At 42.2% G+C, this 22822-nt stretch carries 12 protein-coding genes and 2 pseudogenes; 2 read left to right on the top strand and 12 right to left on the bottom strand.

What is annotated here, in order from left to right:
* Nucleotides 1-58: 58 nt before the first annotated feature.
* Nucleotides 59-3412, bottom strand: coding sequence for an ATP-binding protein (locus TPSD3_RS13500; protein WP_086489035.1), 3354 nt, complete (start codon nucleotides 3410-3412; stop codon nucleotides 59-61).
* A 431-nt stretch (nucleotides 3413-3843) separates the two neighbouring features.
* Here TPSD3_RS13500 and TPSD3_RS13495 point away from each other — a divergent pair, with 431 nt between their 5' ends.
* A complete protein-coding gene (locus TPSD3_RS13495) occupies nucleotides 3844-5838 on the top strand; it encodes a TonB-dependent receptor plug domain-containing protein (protein WP_086489034.1) in 1995 nt (664 codons plus the stop codon).
* A gap of 3 nt (nucleotides 5839-5841) precedes the next feature.
* Here the strand turns inward: TPSD3_RS13495 and TPSD3_RS13490 are convergent, their stop codons facing one another.
* The 8 genes from TPSD3_RS13490 to fmt all read right to left on the bottom strand — a co-directional run bounded on the left by TPSD3_RS13490 (nucleotide 5842) and on the right by fmt (nucleotide 16188).
* Nucleotides 5842-6861: a 2Fe-2S iron-sulfur cluster-binding protein gene (locus TPSD3_RS13490; RefSeq protein ID WP_086489033.1), complete on the bottom strand. Its 1020-nt coding sequence runs from the start codon at nucleotides 6859-6861 to the stop codon at nucleotides 5842-5844.
* A gap of 83 nt (nucleotides 6862-6944) precedes the next feature.
* A complete protein-coding gene (gene hcp, locus TPSD3_RS13485; protein ID WP_086489032.1) occupies nucleotides 6945-8609 on the bottom strand; it encodes a hydroxylamine reductase in 1665 nt (554 codons plus the stop codon).
* A 187-nt stretch (nucleotides 8610-8796) separates the two neighbouring features.
* Entirely contained in the window at nucleotides 8797-10152 is a 1356-nt protein-coding gene (locus TPSD3_RS13480; RefSeq protein ID WP_086489031.1) for a sigma-54-dependent transcriptional regulator, read from the bottom strand.
* On the bottom strand, nucleotides 10149-12491 hold the full coding sequence (locus TPSD3_RS13475) for an ATP-binding protein (protein WP_086489030.1): 2343 nt from the start codon (nucleotides 12489-12491) through the stop codon (nucleotides 10149-10151). The genes TPSD3_RS13480 and TPSD3_RS13475 overlap by 4 nt, the downstream gene beginning before the upstream one ends.
* Nucleotides 12434-13042: a DUF4390 domain-containing protein gene (locus TPSD3_RS13470; RefSeq protein ID WP_176329877.1), complete on the bottom strand. Its 609-nt coding sequence runs from the start codon at nucleotides 13040-13042 to the stop codon at nucleotides 12434-12436. Before TPSD3_RS13470 ends, TPSD3_RS13475 begins: the two co-directional genes overlap by 58 nt.
* Entirely contained in the window at nucleotides 13017-14330 is a 1314-nt protein-coding gene (gene rsmB, locus TPSD3_RS13465) for a 16S rRNA (cytosine(967)-C(5))-methyltransferase RsmB (protein WP_086489028.1), read from the bottom strand. Before rsmB ends, TPSD3_RS13470 begins: the two co-directional genes overlap by 26 nt.
* A gap of 32 nt (nucleotides 14331-14362) precedes the next feature.
* On the bottom strand, nucleotides 14363-15178 hold the full coding sequence (locus TPSD3_RS13460) for a hypothetical protein (RefSeq protein WP_176329876.1): 816 nt from the start codon (nucleotides 15176-15178) through the stop codon (nucleotides 14363-14365).
* Between the two features lie 71 nt (nucleotides 15179-15249).
* Entirely contained in the window at nucleotides 15250-16188 is a 939-nt protein-coding gene (fmt, locus tag TPSD3_RS13455; protein ID WP_086489027.1) for a methionyl-tRNA formyltransferase, read from the bottom strand.
* Nucleotides 16189-16542: 354 nt separating this feature from the next.
* Between fmt and TPSD3_RS13450 the strand changes: the two genes are divergently transcribed.
* Nucleotides 16543-18693, top strand: a complete 2151-nt coding sequence (locus TPSD3_RS13450) for a response regulator (RefSeq protein WP_086489026.1) — start codon at nucleotides 16543-16545, stop codon at nucleotides 18691-18693.
* A gap of 73 nt (nucleotides 18694-18766) precedes the next feature.
* Here TPSD3_RS13450 and TPSD3_RS18400 read toward each other — a convergent pair whose 3' ends face one another.
* The 3 genes and pseudogenes from TPSD3_RS18400 to TPSD3_RS18390 form a co-directional block, all read right to left on the bottom strand.
* The gene (locus TPSD3_RS18400) at nucleotides 18767-20791 is read right to left on the bottom strand and encodes a DUF3400 domain-containing protein (protein ID WP_425353096.1); all 2025 of its coding nucleotides are present in this window, start codon (nucleotides 20789-20791) and stop codon (nucleotides 18767-18769) included.
* 189 nt (nucleotides 20792-20980) lie between these two features.
* Nucleotides 20981-21316, bottom strand: a pseudogene (locus TPSD3_RS18395) (FAD-linked oxidase C-terminal domain-containing protein); the annotation flags it as partial.
* 384 nt (nucleotides 21317-21700) lie between these two features.
* Nucleotides 21701-22621: pseudogene (locus TPSD3_RS18390) on the bottom strand (DUF3683 domain-containing protein); the annotation flags it as partial.
* Nucleotides 22622-22822: the final 201 nt, after the last annotated feature.

Here is a 22822-nt window from a genome sequence, read left to right as displayed (position 1 = left end):
GCTATTTCAACTAAAATTTGAATTTGCCGCGTTTTTACCCGCAAAAAAATGGAGGGATTCAGCGATCACGTGTTTGATTCTCGGCTCGATTCTTATCCAAAAATGTGGGCAATTGTATGGTAAAAGTGCTGCCTTTATTCACTTCACTTTCCACCAAAATTCTCCCCCCTAATAATAAGCACAATTGGCGACAAATCGTTAAGCCTAATCCTGTTCCGCCATAAATGCGCGTGCTAGAATTATCGACTTGATTAAAAGGTTCAAAAATCGCTTCTAAATGTTCAGCAGGAATGCCAATTCCATTATCAATCACCCGAAAACTAATTAAAGTTTCCATCCGTTCAATAGACAATATAATTAATCCATTGTGCGTAAATTTGGCCGCATTGCTCAATAAATTTTGCAAAATTTGCTGAATCTTTGTGGGATCGCTGTGCATGGCATTGATGGCAGAACCATAACGAATTTCCAAACGATTGCCTTCCAATTGCGGGCGAATAATCGTGACAATTTCATCTACCAAATCTCTCACTTTAAATTCACGAATATGTAAATCTAACCGCTCCGCTTCAATTCGAGTAATATCAAGAACATCGCTAATAATAGCCAGTAAATTCTTACCCGCAATTTGAATTTTATCTAATTCGGGTAATAAGTCTTCATAAGCATGATCTTCAGCCTGTTCATACAGCAAACCCGCATAACCAAGAATGGCATTTAATGGCGTTCTTAATTCGTGACTCATATTGGCTAAAAAAGCACTCTTGGCACGACTGGCTGATTCTGCGGCATGTCTGGCTTCATCGGCCATTAAGGTTAAACGGCGATTTTCATCGCTAATATATTTTAAGCTCAAATGGGTTTTTATTCGCGCCAACAATTCTTCTTTAGAAATGGGTTTAGTAATGTAATCATTTGCGCCCGCTTCTAAGCCAATCACTAAATCAGAAATCTGATTTTTAGCCGTTAATAATAAAATCGGCAATTCATTCACACTCCACGTTTCTCGAATGCGTTGTGTCACTTCATAGCCCGTCATTCTGGGCATCATAATGTCTAATAAAATTAGATCAGGTTGCAATCCTTGTTCTAATAATTGCAAAGCTTCCAATCCTGAAGAGGCTTGCATAATCATATATTTTTTTAACACCAAATTATTGACTAAAACTTGGTGATTAATGGGTTCATCATCGACCACTAAAATGCGAAAACGACGTTCACCCTCATTTTCAAGGTCATCAACAGGTAATAACACAGGCAATTCAACCGCTTGGCGCGTTTCTTCTATCGTTCTTAAACTATTGATCATGGATTCATGACTTAAAGCCCGCAATTGATCTTCGGGGAATTCTGACAAATTATGCGCCACAGGTAATGTGAATGTAAAACAAGACCCTTCGCCTTCTACCGATTCAACAAAAATATGCCCTCCGTGTAATTCAACCAACTGCTTCGTCACCGCCAAACCCAAGCCTGTCCCACCATAACGTCGCGCTGAAGAACCATCAACCTGTTCAAACGACTCAAAAATATGGTTTAAACGACCCGCTGGGATACCAATCCCCGTGTCTCGCACCCGAATCACCAAATGGCGTTGTCCCGATAGCGTCCCCTCCGTGCTGTTTTCGGGCAGTAATGGAGGAACTTTCACTTCTGATTCTATTGTAATTTGCCCGCGGTCGGTGAATTTAATCGCATTTCCCACTAGATTATATAAAATTTGCTGCACTCGATTTTCATCCGCAGCCGCTTTGGGAAAATCAGGGCTAATTTCATTTCTCAATACCAAATCTTTTTGCAAAATTAAAGGTTGCGTTAAAGCCTGCACTAATTCTGCGACCGCGTGCATATCCACGGGGCGAATATTAAGATTTAAATCACGGTGACGTAATTTGGAAAAATCTAAAATATCATTCACCAAATTCGCCAAACGTCGCCCGCTAGAAATAATCATGGTTAAATTATAACGGGTGCGTTCGGGTAATTGTCCCGTTGCGCCATCTAATAACGATTCGGCAATACTAATAATACCATTTAAAGGCGTGCGCAATTCATGCGAAGTATTGGTTAAAAATTCATCTTTTAATTTGTCCAAACGTTTTAAATCGGCATTTTTTGCTTCTAAAGTCGCAAAAGAATCTTCCAATTGCTGCGCCATACTGTTAAAAGCCAATGCCAATTTACCCAATTCATCCGAACGATGCACGGGAACATTTTGATGCCATTGTCCCCCGGCCAATAAACTCGCGGCGCGAATCACTTGCAAAATGGGTTGGCTAATTCTCGCAGCAACAAAAAAGGCTAAAATCACCGTTAAAATCACCGCAATAATCCCCACAGCAATATTGGACATAATCTGATGTAATAAAATTCTTTCAATTCTTGTCGTGTTATAAGTTAATTCCACCACCTCATTAGAAATGCTCAAGGGTTTAAGCGACGTGAAAGAAGAATCCGTGTGCATGTCTTCAGCAAATTCTTCACTTAATGTAGGGGGAATTTCTTTCGATAAATCTCGATGGGTAACAACGCCATTAGATTTACTGTGTAAATTCACAAGAATATAACGAACTAAGCGTTTATCTTTAGGGTAACTAATTTCATAAAAGTTATTATCATTATTTTCTAATTTACTGATAATATCTTTAGTCTCTTTATCAATTTTATCATTAGGACTACCTAACACATATAAACCAGAGCGATTAAATAAGCGAATATCCGATAACATCGGATTAAATTCTTTTAACCGTTTAGCAATTTTAACGGGGTCTAGTTCATCCAAAAAATTAGGGAAGTTTTTAACCCGCACGCCCAATTCTAATAAATAATGTTTATCAGGAGTAGGCATATAAACAAATTTACGCAATTCTCCTGTTAATGCCTCTGCGGTAATTCTATCGGCAAAAAAAGTACCGCGTTTACGGATGCCGTCTAATTTCTGATAATAATCAGGGAATTTTTGTTTAAAATCTAAATTTAAATCTGTTTTATAAGTCGTATATTCAACCACACCATGATGGTTAATAATATACAGATCCATTTCTAAACCAGTATCTGCTTCTAATTCATGTTTTAAACCCACCAAATTAATCTCAGAAACTTGTCCTTGCGCTTGTTCGTATGCCTTGACGAAAGGGGTAAAGGCTTGCTTTAATCGTAAATCCAATGGGTGTTCAAACATTTTATAAGCACTATCAACCAATTTAAGGGCATTAGCGATATTATCTTCTGTTTGTCTTTGCAAGAGATCATAGCTTTCTATTAAAGCATCTCTGGTGTCTAAATAATTGGTTAATGCAAGCAGACTTAGCACAGGCAATACCAGCATTAAAATATATCCCATAATCTGGTATTTAAGCTGGGTGTGGCGTGTTTTTTTAAGTGGATATTCGCTGTCCATAATAGGCTTCATTTGGTGTTGGTGAGAAAAATTGGGATGATATTGCGGGTGAAAACATGCAATTTTCAGGCTTATTTTTATTAAAAATCATGAAAATTAAGAGAATGACTGGTGTTGTAAAATTGGCTTTTCAACACTTAAAAAATAAAAAAATAGATTGATGTCACGCAAAAAATCACTTTATACAAGCCATCTCCAGAATTTTCTCCCCCTAATGACATTAATCCAGTACACTTTGCTATTATCAATGCAAGATATATTACTTTATCTTAGGAGATGGATGGCTTTATTTATTTTGTGCAGATTAGATAGGGTTATATTCTCAAAATATAGAATATGCGTCAATCTTTTTTGCTATTATTGTGACATGGAAAATTAACACAATACCGTTAATATTCCATGTTAAAATTGACCATATATCGTTTTGCTTTCAAGAGTTAATTATGATTAATTTAGCAAAAAAATGGGGAATTTTTTTAATATCTATTCTGGCTTGTTCTTTTGCTCATGCGCAAAATGCAGATTTACAAAATTTATTAAAACTTTCTCTAAATGATTTAATGAATGTACAAATTGTCACCTCTGTGGGGAAAAAAGAACAGAATGTAAACCATGCAGCGGCGGCGATATTTGTCATTACGCAAGAGGATATTGAACGTGCTGGTGTGACGACTATTGCTGACGCATTGCGTTTGGCACCGGGGGTGCAAGTGGCGCGTTATAATTCGCATGGTTGGGCAATTAGCATTCGCGGTTTTAATAATTTTTTTAGCGATAAATTATTGGTGCTAATTGATGGACATAGTATTTATAATCCTATTTTTGCAGGCGTGTATTGGGATACGGTAGATACTTTAATCAATAATATTGAACGCATTGAAATTATTCGTGGCCCCGGCGGCACATTGTGGGGGGCAAATGCCATGAATGGCGTAATTAATATTATTACTAAAAACGCACAAGAGACACAAGGCACTTTGCTTAAATTAGCCGCAGGAAATGAATTAAAATATCTCACTGAATGGCGTTATGGTGGAGAATTAATGGATAATAAAGGGCAGTTTAGAATCTATGCAAAAAAACGCAGTTACGACGCATTGGCACGCGCACAAGAGCCTTCTGATGCGTGGCAAATGACCCAAGCAGGATTTCGCCTTGATGGACAAACGGAAAATAACACGCAATGGCGTGTACAATCTGATATTTATCAACAACGTTTGTGGGAAACGCCTTTATTAAGCACGATGCCATTAAGCTCAGAAAATAATGCCGCTATGCGGCTTAATTCTGATGTTTATTATCCTCTTGCAGAAGATTCTACTTTAACCCTGCAAAGCTCTTTAGAATGGGAAAAAAGAAACGCGGCCGATGTCGGCACACAATTAACTTCTTTTAAAATTGGTTTTGAGCATTTACATCGTTTTAATAAAAATCATGAAATTAACTGGGGTGCCTCTTATTATTTTAATCATTTAGAGGCTTATTCACTGATTCCTCATAATGGTTTTGTGCCGAATAAGCATAATGAGCATTTATTTAGCCTTTTTATACAACATGATTGGTCGTTATTACCTGAAGAATTAACTTTTACTTTGGGAACAAAAATTGAATTTAACGAATTAAATCATTTACAATATCAACCCAGTGTTCGTTTCTCATGGCAATGGTCGCCACATTATAATATGTGGGGCGCAATTTCTCGCGCTATTCGCACACAATCTTTAGTTAATCGATTTTTTGTCATAGAAAGAAAAATTGCTGATGAATCTAATCCATTTTATCCTTTAGATTTCATTTTTAAAAATGAAGGAAATACGTTTCAACCAGAGAGTTTATTGGCTTATGAATTGGGAGTTCGGGCTAATTTTTCTCAGTTAAATTTAAGCCTGTCTGCATTTCGACAAGATTACAGCAATATGGTGAATTCGGTGGGTTATTTTGTGCCTGAATTAGAGAAAGGGCGGGTTATTTTGTTTAATCAAGTGACGAATGCCACCGAAGGCGTGGTTTATGGCGTAGAAATCACCGCTGATGGACAGTTCAATGCACACTGGCGATGGCAAACCGCTTATAGTTTTTTAGAGTCTGATTTAAATGCCACATTAAAAATCGCAGAAGCCAATACTATTGATGCAGAAATGAATAATCCTCGCCATCAATGGGCATTGCGTTCTATATTGGATATGGGAGAAAATTGGCAGTGGGATTTAGGGTTGCGTTATGTGGACAATGTTGTTTTTAATCAAAATCCTGTGGCAGATTATTGGCAATTGGACAGTCGTTTGGCTTATGCGTGGGATAAAAATATCACTTTATCATTGGTTGGGCAAAATTTATTGTCAAAATATCAAGATGAATTAAGTACGGTTCGTTTTAATCCATTATATCGCGCCAATGAACGCAGTTTTTATGGGCAGATTCAGTGGCAATTTGAATAAATATTAACCAAACCGCTCAAAAAACACATGAGCAATATCATGTTGTTGTGCGACAAAATGGATGCCTTCCACCAAACGATTAGAACCACAAATATACAAGTCAGGTTTAACATTCGCCTCTCGCAATGCCGCATCAACCGCTTGCACCACTGAACGCGCAGGATAAGCCCCATCCGCTGAAGGACGAGAAACGCAATATTGATATTGAAAATCGGGTAATTGCTGCGCTAATTCTGCGAATTGTGCTTGCGCAAATAATTCTGATTCGTGACGCACCCCAAAAAATAAACGCACAGGGTGCGGTTCTCCGCATTCGGCCATTTGTTGCAACATGGCTAAAATTGGGGATAAACCCGTTCCCCCCGCAATAAACCAACGCGGTTTTAATCCTGTTTCTTGTAATAAAAATTCGCCATAAGTTCCTTTTGCCAACAGGGTATCGTTAATGGCTAATTGTTGCAAATGTTGGGAAAATTGACCCTTTGGCCATAATTGAATAAAAAAACTTAATGTACCCGTCCAATTGCTGGAATTGGCAATGGAATAAGCCCGTTCTATTTTTTTATCCATTGAGCTTAAATAAACATATTGCCCTGCATTAATTTTTGCACTTAATAAATCATCTAAATGATCCAATTGCTGCACGATGAAATGAATCACCTGATCTGTCACCCATTCTTTTTGTAAAATTTGTACCGTCACTTGAGAATAAAGACCAAATTCAATCGAAGAATAGGGATAATCAGTGGTTAAATGCAAATCCCCTCGCGGATAAGTCCGACACAGCAACACTTCCCCTTGTTCTCGCTGGTCGGCGGTCAATGCGGCTTCATGATAATCGTGCAGTTCGTATTCGCCCGATAAACGCGCCGCAGTACAAAATCCACACACGCCATTGCGACATTGTTGCGGTAAACGAATGCCTTGTCGTTCAGCCGCACTGATCACATTCTCTTGATCCGCGCAATTAAACTGTACTTTTTGGGCATCATTCGTTTGTAAGGTAATGAGATATTCAGACATGATGAATCGCTACTTTAGAGTTTTTATAAGAAAATAAAAAATGCCACTATAAGCAATTTATAATGGCATTTTTTGGTTAATCATTAAGCCGCTTTAGGTGATAAAGCCATTGCTAAATCATCTTCTGCATTGCCATTGGCTTTCAATGAAAACTTTTCTTGTAAAATAGCAATGAGATTAGGTGTTAAATAAGCAGGTAAACTTGGGCCTAAATGAATATTCTGCACATTCAAAGCGAGTAGCGATAATAAAACCGCAGTGGCTTTTTGTTCAAACCAAGATACCATGAACGATAAAGGCAAATCATTCACGCCACAATGAAAAGCACCTGCCAATGCTTTAGCAATTTCAATCGCCGCATAAGCATCATTACATTGTCCAACATCTAATAACCGCGGGATACCACCAATGCTCCCGAAATCCAATTGATTAAACCGGTATTTACCACAACCTAAGGTCAGAATAACGGTATCATGAGGCGTTTTTTCGGCTAATTCGGTGTAATAATTGCGACCCGGTACTGCGCCATCACAACCACCAATTAAAAAGAAATGTTTAATTGCCCCTTGTTGCACCGCGTTAATGACCGCGTCGGCCACGCCTAACACGGTGTGTTTGCCAAAGCCAACGGTGATAGTTTTCTCAACTTCGCTGGTTTTGAAACCAGGCATGGCTTGGGCAATTTGAATGGCCGCAGAAAAATCACCATCCGCCACATGCCGAATCCCCGCCCAACCCACTGGCCCAGAAGTAAATAAACGTTGACGATAACTGGCTTGCGGCTCAATAATGCAATTGGAAGTCATGACAATAGGCCCCGGAAACGCTGCAAATTCCTGTTGTTGATTTTGCCACGCGCTGCCGTAATTACCCACCAAATGAGGATAGGCTTTTAATTGCGGATAAGCATGAGCGGGTAACATTTCGCCATGTGTATAAACATTTATATTTTTACCCTGCGTTTGTTCTAATAATAATTTTAAATCATGCAAATCATGACCGCTCATTAAAATGGCTTTACCCGCCACAGGCGTGGTACGGACAGGGGTAACTTGTTGTGTGCCGAATTGTTCCGTATTGGCTTGTTCTAATAACGCCATGACTTGAAGATTTAATTCACCAACTGCTAAGGCTTCTTTTAACAGTCCATTTAAATCAACAGATTCACTCATTAACTCGCTTAATAAGCGCGCCATTTCCAGATGAATTTCATCCTTTTGATAGCCTAACATAAAAGCATGATAGGCATAAGCAGCCACGCCTTTTAAACCGTATAAAATTAAAGTACGTAAGCCAATAACATCTGCACCCACAGTGTCTTGTTGGGCGTTGACACGGGCGATTTTGGCTTGTGCTAATAAGCCTTCTACATCAGATTGTGGCACTAAAGTCAATGGGGTATTCGGGGCATCGGAGGGTTTAACGCCACCCGATTTTTCTGCCAATTGATCGCGTAATTCTTTGGCGTTTTGGATGAGAGAACTAAAACGAGTGGCATTAAAATTGACATTAGTCAATGTGGTAAAAAGACCGTATAAAATAAATTCAGCCGCTTTTTTATCAATCCCTTGCGTGGGAGCGAATTGATATTGATAATAAGCAATTCCCTGAATCAAATAAACCAGCAAATCTTGTAAATCAGCGGTCGTGGCATCTTTGCCACAACTGCCTTTTGTATCGGCACAGCCCATAAAAATACCATCCGCAGTATGGTTTCTTTTGGTTTGTTCGCATTGGTAGCAAAACATGGTGACTCCTAAAACAATAAGATAAAGGACGTTCACCATAACAGGCTGATTTAAGCCATGCCTTGATCGGGATCAAGTGGGCGATATTTTTAGCAGGAAAGCACGAAATAAAAACGAATACAGGAACAAACTGACGATTTGATCACCTTGACAACAACTAGATACATCGGTTTGTCCTGAGATGCGCTTATTTTTTAGTTTGTTTGGGATCGATGTCCAAAGCGCGCAATTTGCGGTACAAATGAGTCCGTTCTAAACCCACTCGATTGGCCACTTTACTGACATTGCCATCCACTTCTTGTAATTGATGTTCTAAATAATCCCGTTCAAATTGTTCTCTGGCTTCGCGTAATGGCAAATCATAAATAGAAGTGGCACGTTGATTATTATTTCTTTGAATATTCAAAATCGGCTCGACTTCATCGGCTTCAATCGATAAGCCATTGCCTAAAATTAATAAACGTTGCACTAAATTTCTTAACTCGCGCACATTCCCCGGCCACGTGTAATTACGCAAGCGATTTTGTGCGGCGACACTGAATTTACGATACGGTAAATTTTCTTGATTCACAAAAACATTCACGTAAAAATCTAATAATTCAGGCACATCTTCGCAATGATCGCGCAAAGGAGGAATGTGAATGGGAATAATATTGAGATAATAATAGAGGTCTTCGCGTAAACGTCCATTATTCACCGCTTTATCAATCGGATAAGCCGTTGCCGCAATAATACGTACATCAATGGGAATCGCTTCAGAACCGCCATTACGGGTAAATGATTGGCTTTCTAAACTGTTGAGCAAACGCGATTGCACTGCATCGTCCATATCCGCAATGTCTTTAATATACAAAGTGCCGCGATTGGCCTGTTCTAAACGCGCTGGCGCAGGACTGCCTTCCACGCCAAATAATTCTAACACTTGATTTTCTGGACTCATGCCCGCCACGCGCACATTGACAAAAGGGCCATCGCGTCGCAAGCTCTGCTGGTGAATGTAACGCGCAAATAAAGTGCGACCGCTGCCCGATTCGCCATTGATTAAAACGGACATTTTGTGTTGGGTCAAGCGTTTGACTTGTTCGCGCAACTGTTGAATCACCTCGCTGTGTCCCAACGGTTCAACAATCGGTGATCGCTTTTTTAAGCCTTGATTCTCGCGTTGTAACGAGGCCATTTCTAAGGCACGTTTTAAAGTAATTAATAACTTAGACGTGGTGACAGGTTTTTCAATAAAGTCGTAAGCCCCCAGTTTAGTGGCTTCGACGGCGGTTTCCACCGTGCCGTGACCTGACATCATGATCACCGAGCAGTCGTTGATTAACCCATTATCACACCATTCTTTTAATAAACTGATCCCATCCGTATCGGGCATCCAGATGTCGAGTAAAATCACGTCAGGGCGTTTTTCTCGGCGAATTTGGCGAGCGGCTTCGGCATGTTCAGCCACGCTGACTTGATAGCCCTCGTCTTCCAAAATTTCCTGCATGATGGCACGAATGTCGGGTTCATCATCAACAACGAGAATGTGGGCGTTACTCATGGTAATTCAATTGGATTCGCTAAAGTGAATGATAAAGGAGCGGTTGGAAAGCGGATAACCGCACAGGCTCCGCCTTCGCTTAGATTTTCTAACCAGATGGTGCCACTGTGTTCTTCGACCAATTTTTTCACAATCGCCAGTCCCAATCCTGTGCCTTTGGGTTTACTGGTGACATAAGGTTCAAATAATTTGGCCAACCATTCGGGAGGAATGCCAGGCCCGCGATCTTGCACGCGCAATTCTACACATTCAAAGTTGCCTTGCGTGAGGTGTTTTAATTGCAGGTGCAATTGGGTGCTGTCGTGTCCCGCTTCGGCAGAGGCTTCTAAGGCGTTTTTAATTAAGTTGTGTAAAATCTGACGTAAATGATTCGGATCGGCCGCAATAATCGGTAAATCGTCTTCGGTTTCAAATTCAATTCGCAAGTGTTTATCTCGATATAACTCTAGCACTTCTTCCACCAATTGATTGAGTCGGATGGCTTTGCGTTCAATTTTTGCCGTTTTCGCATAATCAGAAAAAGCATTGGTCATCTCTTTCATCGATTCGACTTGTTGGATAATGGTGCGTGTCAGACGTTCAAAAGAACTGGCATCATCTGGCGATAGTTTATTCAAATATTTATGACGTAAACGCTCGGCGGATAATTGAATCGGAGTCAGTGGATTTTTAATTTCATGCGCCATGCGTCGCGCCACTTCACTCCATGCCGCATCACGTTGGGCTTGGATGAGGGTGGTAATGTCATCAAAAACGATCACATAACCGCCCATTAACCAATTTTCAGAGTTATTTTTTAAGCGTTCTAATTCGCTGTTGCCTTGCAAACGAGTGCCGCGACACATTAAAACTTTATGACCACTGTGGCCAAATAATTTTATTTCTTCTCGCCAATCTTCTCCTTGCGGTTGACAGCGATTAATTAATAATTGTTCTAAAGGTTGCAATTCGGGATAACGTTGTGCCAATAACGCCCATTGTTGCCCTAAGGCTTGTTCTAAGGGAAAGCCTAAAATTTGACACGCGGCCGGATTGGCTGTGAGTAAACAATATTGCGTGTCTAAAGAAATCACCCCCGATGATAAGCGCGTCAATACCGTTTCTAAGTATAACCGCTGACTGTCTGCGACGCGCTGGTTGCGCCACACGTCGTCGTGGGCTTTGGCAATGTGGCGAGTCATGTCGTTAAACGATTGCACCAAAAAACCCAATTCATCAAAATGGCGCACCGGTAATTGTTTATCATAATGGCCGTCGGCCACCGCTCGCGTTCCCTCTGCCAACGCACTCAACGGCGCAACCAGTCGCCGCGCCGAAAAAAACGCCAACCAAATCGCACTAAAAATACTGAGCAATAACACCAGCGATAAGACTAAAGTAAAGCTGAGTTTCAACGGTTCATGCAAAAAAGCCCGTTCTCGATACGTTTCAAACACACGAGTGAGTGTCTGTCCCAATTCATTCATGCGACCGCTAAAGGTAAAAACCCCGTGCAGTAAATAATCTTGTTCAGCCCGATCCAAACTCGGACGCAATACCCGTGTGATCACCCGCACCCGGAATTGTTGACTGTTATTTTCCACAGCAGAATCCGTGGCGGCATCAGTGGCTGGAGTGTCATTGGGAGGGGGGGTGGGGGGTTGATCGAAACTTTCAAAACCCGCGTAATAGGGCTTACCACGTAAATAAAACAAAATATTATCGTTAGGACGACTGGGGAGCAGTTGATCGGTGTCAGCAATGCTGGCAATAATCACTTTACCCGTGGGGGTTAGTAAATTAAGTTCATACGCGCCCATGCGTTCGCGCCATTCATCCAAATGTAACGCGGTGATCTCTTCTTCTAAAACCATTAATTCTTGGGTAGCGGCATCCATTTGACGCATGGATTCGCGCACTAACGCCGCGATAGAGACTTTACTCAGTTCTAAAGCCGCAGACATGCCCTGCTCAATTTCGACATCAAACCAACTGTCTAACCGCTGATTGATAAATTCTAAGGCAAAATAATACACAACCGTCACCGGCACACTCGACAACAGCACCAAAAGACTGACAATGCGTAACGTTAAACGAGAACCTGCCCGTCCATGACGCACTTGCGAAATCAATTGACGCAAATTCAGTGCGATGAGCATGAACAAAGCCAGCAAGGCTAAAATATTCACCACCAACAACCACGTGTATAAACTCTCAAACCGCGCTGAACTTTGTAGCGCATCAGAGATCATCAATAAAGTGGCCAGCAGTGTGCCAAACAGTAGAATGGCAAAACCGAGTATTAACCCACCTTGCCATCGGCGGAGTCGGCGGGGGAAGAGGGAGCTTGCAAGGGACATAAATACCAATCGCTAACCAATCGCCATTGTGCAGAAAAATAAGCCACCGGACGCAAAGGGGCGGGTAAAGCTTCAATGTCTAAGCGGCTTTGTAAATGCACCCAATAGGTTTGATCGGGCGCAATCAGATGACTGTCAAGCAGCGGGAAATTTTTTAACGTACCTAATTTCAATAACGCTGCTTCTAAGGTGGGAAAAGTTTCTTCAATTCCCGTATTGAGATAGGTGACGGAGTATTGTTCAGCCAGAGAATTATAGCCTAATTGATACTGTTGTCTGAGGGTGGCGACGGTTTCATTGAGAAAATACCATCGTTCTCGTTGTACGAGTATGGTCAGTACCAGAGTTAAAGCCACTCCATTATGCAAAGCTTCTTTGGGTGCGTCGGTCAAATGGTAGTTTAACTGGGCATCGAGAAGATAAACTTTATCACTTAAACGGGTGTTGGCGTAGTGAATAGAAAATTCAGCCCAACCGTCGGAATAAGAAAGCAGCAATAATAATCCGGTGGCAAGCGTGAGACGACTAAACTGTTTTAACCAGACAGGCATAATAAAAACCATCGAGATTATCTTCGCCGGGCAAAATCTGCCGACCTATCGGCAGGGCGTGTCCCCAATGAACGTCAAGCGTTATGGCGTGTGCGTCGGGTTGTTGCTGAAGAAAACGTTGTATCTGGTGTTGGTTTTCAGCCGCGAACACCGAACAAGTGACATACAAAAGCCGCCCACCCCGTTGTAACAGCGGCCACAATGCCGTCAGCAATTGGGCTTGCTGTTGGACTAATGGCGCGATGTCTGTGGCTTGACGTAGGTATTTGATGTCAGGATGGCGACGAATAACGCCGCTGGCGGAGCAAGGTGCGTCGAGTAAAATACGATCAAACCGTTCTCCGTCCCACCAGTCTGCCGGCCGACTGGCATCTGCACAACAGATTGTGGCGGAAAAGTATAACCGTTGTAAAGTCCCCACTATTTTTTCGGTACGTTCCGCCTGACAATCGACGGCAGTGAGTCGAATTGTCGGATTGCATTCTAACAAATGTGCGGTTTTTCCGCCTGGTGCGGCGCAGGCATCGAGTACACGGGCATTTTCTGGTGTTTGCAGCAAAGCGGCCGCCAATTGGGCTGCGCCATCTTGTACCGACACCCAACCCTGCGCAAACCCCGGTAATTGCTGTATATCAACGGGGTGATCTAAAGTCAAGCCGTGGGTGGTATGGGGCGTGGGGGTTGCGGTAAGTCCTTGTGCGGCCAATTCAGCTTGGTAGGCTTCACGGGTCATTTTTTGCGCATTCACCCGCAAGGTCATGGGAGGTGCGGTATTATTCGCTTGTGCGATGGCGGGGGCTTGTTCTCCCCAATCGGCACGCAAGGCTTCCAACCACCATGCGGGATGCGCCAGTTGTGCTTCGGGTTGCTGCTGTTGAACCGTGGCCATTAATTCATCGGCTTGACGTTGAAAACTGCGCAATGTGCCATTGACTAAGGCTGTCGCCCAATTTTTCTTGATCAAACGGGTTAATTCTACCGTTTCCGCTAAAGCCGCATGAACAGGAATGCGCATATAACACAACTGGTACACGCCCAACAGTAAAATAAGTTCGATGTCTTGATCCCGTTCTTTCAATGGCTTACGCAACAACGGACGAATTAAAGCCTGCAAATAAGGCAAGTAGCGCAACACCCCATAACACAGGGCTTGCACCAACGCCCGATCTCGCGGGTCTGTTAATGCCGTCATGCTGGAAGGTAAACAATCACTGAGGGAACGCCGCTGTTGTAAAACAGCGAGTAAATTTTGCAGTGCGATAAGTCGGGGATGAGTCAGTCGTGTCATTGTCTCGTTATGTTTTTCTGCTGTTTTGTGAGTTACCACGTAGCGGGTTTAAATTTATCATCATTCAAAATGGCGGTGATTTCCCCTTTTTGCGCAATGACGAAAAAACCTTTTCTGTAGGCATATTTGCTGACCTCATCTGGTATCACCATCGCTGCGACTGCGCCATAAACATTTTTATCCGCATATTCAGGAAATAACGGTTTAAATTTATTCATGCGCTCAATATGTTCATTGATGTCATCAATACTGAGTTTACTTTTTACTTCAATCAAAACGCAGATTTCGCCATTAATGAGCAGCAAACCAATTTGTGTGGCTAAATCTAATTCTGGATTATCTGCACTGACATCACTGAAGGTTTTATGCACCAAAATTCCGCGCTCTTGAAACAAACGCACCACCGAAGGCTTGATTAAACCCTCGACAAACTCACCCAAGCGATTGCCTAATTCCCCGATTTTTTTATCGGTTTCTTTGAATTTACGATCCGTTTCCTTAAATCGACGGTCGGTTTCCTTAGACTCGAGTGCGATTTCTTTAAATAGACGGTCGGTTTCCTTAGATTCAAGTGCGATTTCCTCAAATCGACGGGCTGTTTCCTTAGATTCAAGTGCGATTTCCTCAAATCGACGGGCTGTTTCCTTAGATTCAAGTGCGATTTCCTCAAATCGACGGGCTGTTTCCTTAGATTCGAGTGCGATTTCCTTAAATTGAAGGTCGGTTTCCTTAAATCGACAAGCGATTTCTTTAGATTCGAGTGCGATTTCCTCAAATTGACGGGCTGTTTCCTTAAATAAACGCCAAATCTCTTCTAATGTTGGTGCGGGAGTATCGTGAATGTTCATGCTATTTATCCTCTTTATTTTATTGCCAAGAATAAACCCGTTATAAACCGAATAGCTTTATTGACCACAAATTAGGTTGGGGGTTTAAGGTGAGATCGTAACTCAGGATGCGCATTTAAAAAATCACGCACGGCCAGAGGCCGACCGCCCGCTTTTTGCACCGTCAACAGTCGCAACACCCCTTCTCCCGTTGCAATGTCCAGTCCTTCAGCTTGGGCGCGTAAACATTGGCCGGGCGGGGATTGATGGGTTTCTGCCAACGGAGTCGCTGCCCAAATACGTAACATTTGCCCAAACACATTAGCGGTTGCCACTGGCCAGGGGTTGAATGCCCGAATTTGTCGATCTAGCTGTATTGCGCTGTCTTGCCAATTCAATTGGGCTTCGTTTTTCTCCAATTTCGCGGCATAACACGCACCATAGTGATCTTGGGGAGTCGCTGCAAGATGTTCTAATTCATCAATGTGACGCGCCAATAAGTCCGCACCTAATGCCGCTAAACGATCATGCAACGATTGGCTGGTATCTGTAGGTAAAATGGGACAGGTGACTTTTGCCAACAGGTCTCCCGTATCCAAACCCACATCCATACGCATTAATGTGATACCTGTCTCACTGTCTCCGGCTAAAATGGCACGCTGAATCGGCGCAGCCCCACGCCACCGCGGCAGCAAAGACGCATGAACATTGACACACCCCAACGTCGGTATGTCCAATATGCGTTGTGGTAACAACAGACCATAGGCCACCACCACTAATAAATCCGGCCGCAGTTCAACTAAAGTTTGATAAGCGGTTTCATCTTTCAAAGTAAACGGCTGATAAACGGGCAGGTGATGCGTTTGGGCGAATTGTTTTACAGCACTGGCTTGGGGATGTCGTCCGCGTCCTGCGGGGCGGTCGGGCTGGGTGTAAACGCCACACAGCAAATGATGACTGTGCAACAAAGCCTGCAAACAAGGCACGGCAAATTCTGGTGTTCCCGCAAAGACAATACGTTTTTGGTTCATAAGGTGATGTGACATGGGCGACGGTAAGATTCTGATGCGTTAAGTGTGGAGTATGCCACAGCGTGGTTTTTTTGGCATCTTTCTAAATGTTTACGTTTTTGTTAGCTGATATGTCATGGGCGATAAATTCAGTTGATTTTGAAGTCACTTGAGTTGCCCATTTTTGCCTATTGGCTGGGTCACTCTATTTTCTTGAGTTAGCTTACGCATATTAACCCAGTTTGTGGTAAATTTTACAGGGAGGTGAGTGATGTTTATCGTGACTTACTGCTGCTGGGTTGTTCTGGTTTGGACGGCCGTGGATGGATTAAAAATTAATTTGGCACTTTATTTCGCCGTTATCGAGATGTTTTTATGGATAACAATACGAGTCCCCTAACGATTTTAATTGTGGATGATAATAAAAATAATTTATTCACATTACGCAATTTAATTGAAGAATATATTCTTAGCGTCACTATTTTAGAGGCCGAGTCTGGGCTTTTGGCTTTAAATATTCTAGCAAAAAATGCGGTTGATTTAATTATTTTAGATGTACAAATGCCAGACATGGATGGTTTTGAGACCGCGGAAATGATTAGGGCGCGTAAAAAAAGTCGTCATATTCCTATTGTATTTTTAACAGCGGCTTATAAATCCGAAGAATTCCAGAAAAAAGGGTTTTCTTTAGGTGCGGCCGATTATCTTACAAAACCAATTGATGCGCCACAACTGATTAGTCGTATTAAAGTTTATTTGCGCTTTATTCAACAAGAGCGCGAATATAATCGAATGTTAGAACAAAAAGTGCAAGAACGTACGGTTGAATTAGTCACCGCGAATCAATCTTTACAAGCCGAGATCAGCGAACGCAATCGCGTAGAAAAAGCCCTGCAATGGGCTAAAGAATCCGCTGAAGCAGCTAATTTAGCAAAAAGTCAATTTCTAGCCAATATGAGTCATGAATTGCGAACGCCGCTTAATGCCATTATTGGTTACAGTGAAATGTTAAAAGAAGAAGCAGAGGATTCTGGCCATGAAGAATATTTAGAAGATTTGAAAAAAATTTCTTCAGCAGGACGGCATTTATTAAGTTTAATTAACGATATTTTAGATTTATCAAAAATTGAAGCAGGACGAATGGAAGTTTGTTTTGAAAAATTTAATTTATCAGAATTATTAAACGAAGTCTCAGATACGATTCATCCTTTAGTACAAAAGAAATCAAATCATTTGGCGATTGATTGGCATGGCGATTTGGGAGAAATGAATTCGGATCGGGTGAAATTAAATCAAATTTTACTAAATTTGCTCAGTAATGCGGCAAAATTTACCGAAGATGGAGTCATTGAATTTACTGTGACGCAAATGCAATGGGAAGATCAAGAATGGGTGTGTTTTAAAATTAAAGACAACGGCATTGGCATGACCAAAGAACAGCAAAAAAAGCTGTTTCAACCGTTTACCCAAGCCGATTCTTCGACCACACGCCGCTACGGTGGCACGGGGTTAGGATTGACCATCAGCAAGCAATTTGCGGAAATGATGGGCGGAACAATCGAATTAGACAGCCAATTCGGGGAAGGTAGCACGTTTACCCTCGCACTCCCAATGGATGGACAAGCATTATTGTCAAAAAAACCCGCCATTCGAGAAAAAACCGCACCCGAATCAACCATTACCACCATCAATCCCTCGCCGGGCAATGATCATGTGTTGCTTATTGTGGCCAGCGAAGACCACGCTCGGCAAAAATTACAACAAGATTTAACCGAATTGGGTTATGCGGTGGCGATTGCGCGCAATGAAGAAGAAGGTTTGCGTTTAAGTCAAAAACTGCATCCTGACAGTATTATTTTAGATGTCAATATGCCAGAAATGAAAAGTTGGCATTTATTAGCCAATTTACGGGATAATCCTCTATTGTCTCATATTCCTGTCATTATGGTATCGTTAGAAGAACAGGCAAAAGAAGGTATTGCTTTGGGCGCAGCCGAGTGCTTAATTAAACCCATTCGCCGAGAACAATTGGCAATGGTATTGAGTAAATTAAAAATTAATCAACCTGCGGGACAAATGAAGCGAATTATGTTGGTTGATGATGAATATATCATACGCCATAGCATGAGCTTATTATTAGAATCAGAACAGTGCGAAGTGATTGAAGCCCACGACGGTCAACAAGCCTTACAATGGCTGCAAAAAAAACCCGAAGAATTACCTGATTTAATTTTATTAGATTTAAATATGCCGGTGATGAATGGTTTTGAATTTTTAACCCAATTACGACAAGATCAACGGTTTCGAGATATTCCTGTTTTGGTCTTGACGGCTCGCCATTTGAGCGTGGAAGAATATGCGCGTTTAAATAACAATGCCGTTGACAGTATTGTTGCTAAAGAAGCCATGCCTTATGAAACGGTAGTGGCGCATATTCACGATATGATTGCGGGAAATAAACAACGAACTTTCTGTGAAATTCCTGCTCATCATCCGATTCGCCAGCCTTTTTATAATAATGTGTAATTATCTACCGTCCTTACCCTCCTATTAAGAGGGCAATGAAAGGACGGTAAAAAAGCGCATATTCTATAATTTCCTACAACAAGACTCGCTCAATTCCGCCTTGTTTCACCTCGTGAATAAAGCGATTTTGCCAGTCAGAACCTAATAAACGATTCGCCAATTCCACCACGACATAATCGGTCTCAACATTAACATCATCTCGATAACGCGATAAGCCTTGCAAACAAGCCGGGCAAGTGGTTAATAATTTCACCTGTCCTTTTTCGGCCATTTCAAATCCCGTTAATTGCGCAATGCCCTTGTGCAATTCTTCTTGCTTACGAAAGCGCACTTGCGTAGCAATGTCTGGACGCGCCACCGCAAACGTTCCGGCCTCTCCACAACAGCGATCTGAAATCGGCACGGATTGACCCATTAAACGGCTAGTCACTTGTTTGGGCGCGTAAGTTTTCATCGGAGAATGACAAGGATCATGATAAAGATATTTCACGCCATAATTCATATTATCCAATGACAAACCTTTCTCCATTAAATATTCATGAATATCTAATAATCGGCAATTAGGGAAAATCTGTTGAAATTGATATTTTAACAATTGATCCATACACGTGCCACAAGACACAATAACCGTTTTAATATCCAGATAATTTAAAGTATTCGCCACGCGGTGAAATAACACCTGATTGCCCGTAGTAATTTGCTGGCCTTTTTCCATATCGCCTGCGGAAGTTTGTGGATAACCACAACACAAATAACCCGGCGGCAACACCGTCTCCGCACCCACGTCATAAAGCATTGCCAGCGTCGCCAAGCCCACTTGACTGAATAACCGCTCTGACCCACAGCCCGGAAAATAAAACACCGCATCACTGTCCTCATTGACTTTTAGCGGATTACGCAAAATCGGCACCATCGTCTGATCTTCCAATTGCAAGAGACTGCGAAATGGTTGCGTTGTCACTTTACTGGGCAATGGTTTTTTAACAAAATTAATGACTTGAGCGGGAATTTTTGCCTTTCCTGTGGTGGCGGCGGGTGGATTTTTGCTGTGTAACAAACCCAATCGCTTCGCCAACGTATAACCCAACCGCTGCCCCGCATAACCCCATTCAATCATGGTCTTACGCATGATTTTAATGGTCGTCGGATCGGTAATATTTAAAAACGCCATCGCTAACCAAGTCGTTAAATTAGTTTTACGCTGGCCATATTTCTTTAAAATCGCCCGAATCTTAATAGTGACATCACCAAAATCAATATTCACCGGACAAGGCGTAACGCATTTGTGACAAACCGTACAATGATCCGCGACATCATTCATCGCGGCAAAATGCTGAATAGACACACCGCGGCGGGTTTGTTCTTCGTATAAAAACGCTTCAATTAACATGCCCGATGCTAAAATTTTATTACGCGGCGAATAAAGCAAATTCGCACGCGGCACATGGGTGTTGCATACCGGCTTACATTTACCACAACGCAAACAATCTTTAATTAACGCATTTAATTGTCCCAATTCGCTGGCTTCTAAAATCAACGCTTCTTGTTCTAATAAACGCAATGACGGCGTATAAGCCTTTTGCAAGCCTGAATTCGGTAATAATTTACCGCGATTAAAATAACCTTTTGGGTCAACTTGTTGTTTATATTGCGCAAAAGATTCGACCAATTCGGGCGATAAAAACTGCATTTTAGTAATGCCAATGCCATGTTCTCCCGAAATAACCCCACCCAAACGGGTGGCAATTTCCATAATGCGTGCCACCATACGTTCGGCTTCGTGCATCATCTCATAATCGTTGGAATTAACGGGAATATTCGTGTGAACATTACCATCTCCCGCGTGCATGTGCGTGGCAACAAATAAACGACTGCGCAAACACTGTTCATGAATCTCTTCTATTCGTATCCGAATAGCAGTGAATATTTGTCCACTAAATATCTCTTGTAATGGCTGTTCTATCGCCTGACGATAAGAAATTCTTAAATCACGCCGTTGCAATAATTTAAAAATCGTATCTTCGGGTTGAATTAACGCTTTTACCGTTTCAGGTAAATGATCACGTAACGTATCCACAGAACTGTCTAAATGGGTCATTAATAATGACCAATATTTTTTCGTTTCTAATAACAGATGTTGCGCCGCTTCTTTTTTCGACGCAATGATCACTTCATGTTCAGCGGAATAATTCTGATTTCCCGCATGGCTCAAAACCGAGAAATTTTCACTTAAAAAAGACAATAAGGCATCAATCGTTTTTAATTTATTCGCGGTCGATTGTTCAATATTAATGCGTTCAATTTCGTCGTTATATTCAGACAAACGATCTAAGGGAATGACCACATCTTCATTGACTTTAAACGCATTCGTATGTGCGGCGATGGCAGCGGTGCGCTTGCGATCTTGCCAGAATTGTTGACGCGCCTCTGCGGTGACGGCAATAAAGCCTTCAGCCTCGCGCAAATTCGCCAAACGCACCACGTGCGAAGCGGCTTGCGCCACTGCGGTTTCATTATCACCACCAATATCGATTAATAACACCATCTTTGGCAATTCTTGACGCGGAGCTTTAGTGCTATATTTAACCGCTCGCACATAACGTTCATCTAAATGTTCCATTCCCATTAATAAAACATCATTGGGATTAAGATGATCTAAATAATTCTTAGTTTCTACAATAGCAGGAACGGCTTTTCTCAAATCCGCACCAAAGAATTCTAAACAAACTGTGCGAATAAATTGAGGCTGACGATGCACCACAAAAACGGCTGAGGTAATTAAGCCATCACAGCCTTCTTTCTGCACGCCCGGCAAACCACCCAAAAATTTATCAGTCACATCTTTACCCAAACCGGGCTTACGCAATTGCGCACCGGGAATGCGTAAAACTTCGACTTCTCCTATTTTTGTTTTACCATCAACAGCATAACGTGTGACATTAAAAACTGCTTCAGGCACTTCATGAATTTTGCCCAAGTGGTGTCCTACACGCTCTACCGTCAACCATAAACCCTCTGGCGTGACCATTTTCCACGAGGCGAGATTATCCAGCGTCGTTCCCCACAGCACGGCTTTTTTGCCGCCTGCATTCATGGCGATATTGCCACCGATGGTTGAAGCCTCTTGTGACGTGGGATCGACGGCAAAAATATGTTGTGCGGCCGCCGCACGTTCGGACACCCGTGCCGTCACCGCGCCCGCGCCCGCGCGAATCGTAGCCACTGGCTCAACCAAACCCGGCAACACGTGAAACTCTACCGAACCCACGTGATCCAATTTTTCCGTGTTGATCACGGCACTGTAAGCGTCTAACGGAATCGCTCCGCCCGTATAACCTGTTCCGCCACCGCGTGGTACAATTGTTAATTCTAACTCAATACACGCTTGCACCAAAGGCGCAACTTCGGCCTCGTTATCGGGATAAATCACCACAAAAGGTAATTCAACACGCCAATCGGTGGTATCGGTGACATGCGACACTCGCGCAAAGCCATCGAAACAAATATTGTCGCGTCGCGTCACTTGAGCCAGTCGTTTTTCCACCCGTTGCCGCAGGCTAAGTTGTTGATTTAACCACGTTTCAAAGCGATCTACAGCCTGTTGGGTGGTCTGTGCCAGATCAAGAGCCAATGGGTTGCCGTCGGCACGTTGTACAATTTGTTGTAAACGATGTCGCAACGCGCCCAAAAGCAAACGCCGACGATGCGGTTGTTGAAATAAATCTTCTTGAATGAAAGGGTTACGTTCTACTACCCATATATCGCCCAGCACTTCAAACAGCATACGCGCTGATCGCCCCGTGCGACGTTGGGCGCGCAATTGGTTCAAAATGTCCCAAGCCGATTCGCCCAGCAAGCGAATAATGATTTCTCGATCAGAAAATGAGGTGTAATTATAGGGAATTTCTCGAATACGTGTACTAGACATTGCGTTACATTAACCCGCAGGAGTAAATAAAGAGAGGTGAAGATTTAGCTGTACTGCACTGCAATATAAAGTATTTTTACTCAGATTGCAATTAATTGAAATTAAAGCACAAAAAATAAGCCTATTAAACAAAATGGCAACAATTGTATTTTGAAAAACTAAGCACGGGCTTAATTCAATTTTTGTAGAAAAGTTGGTTTA

The organism is Thioflexithrix psekupsensis, from assembly GCF_002149925.1.
GTDB lineage: Bacteria > Pseudomonadota > Gammaproteobacteria > Beggiatoales > Beggiatoaceae > Thioflexithrix > Thioflexithrix psekupsensis.
The sequence above is the reverse complement of the archived record's forward strand: the minus strand, read 5'-3'. Positions and strand labels throughout refer to the sequence as shown.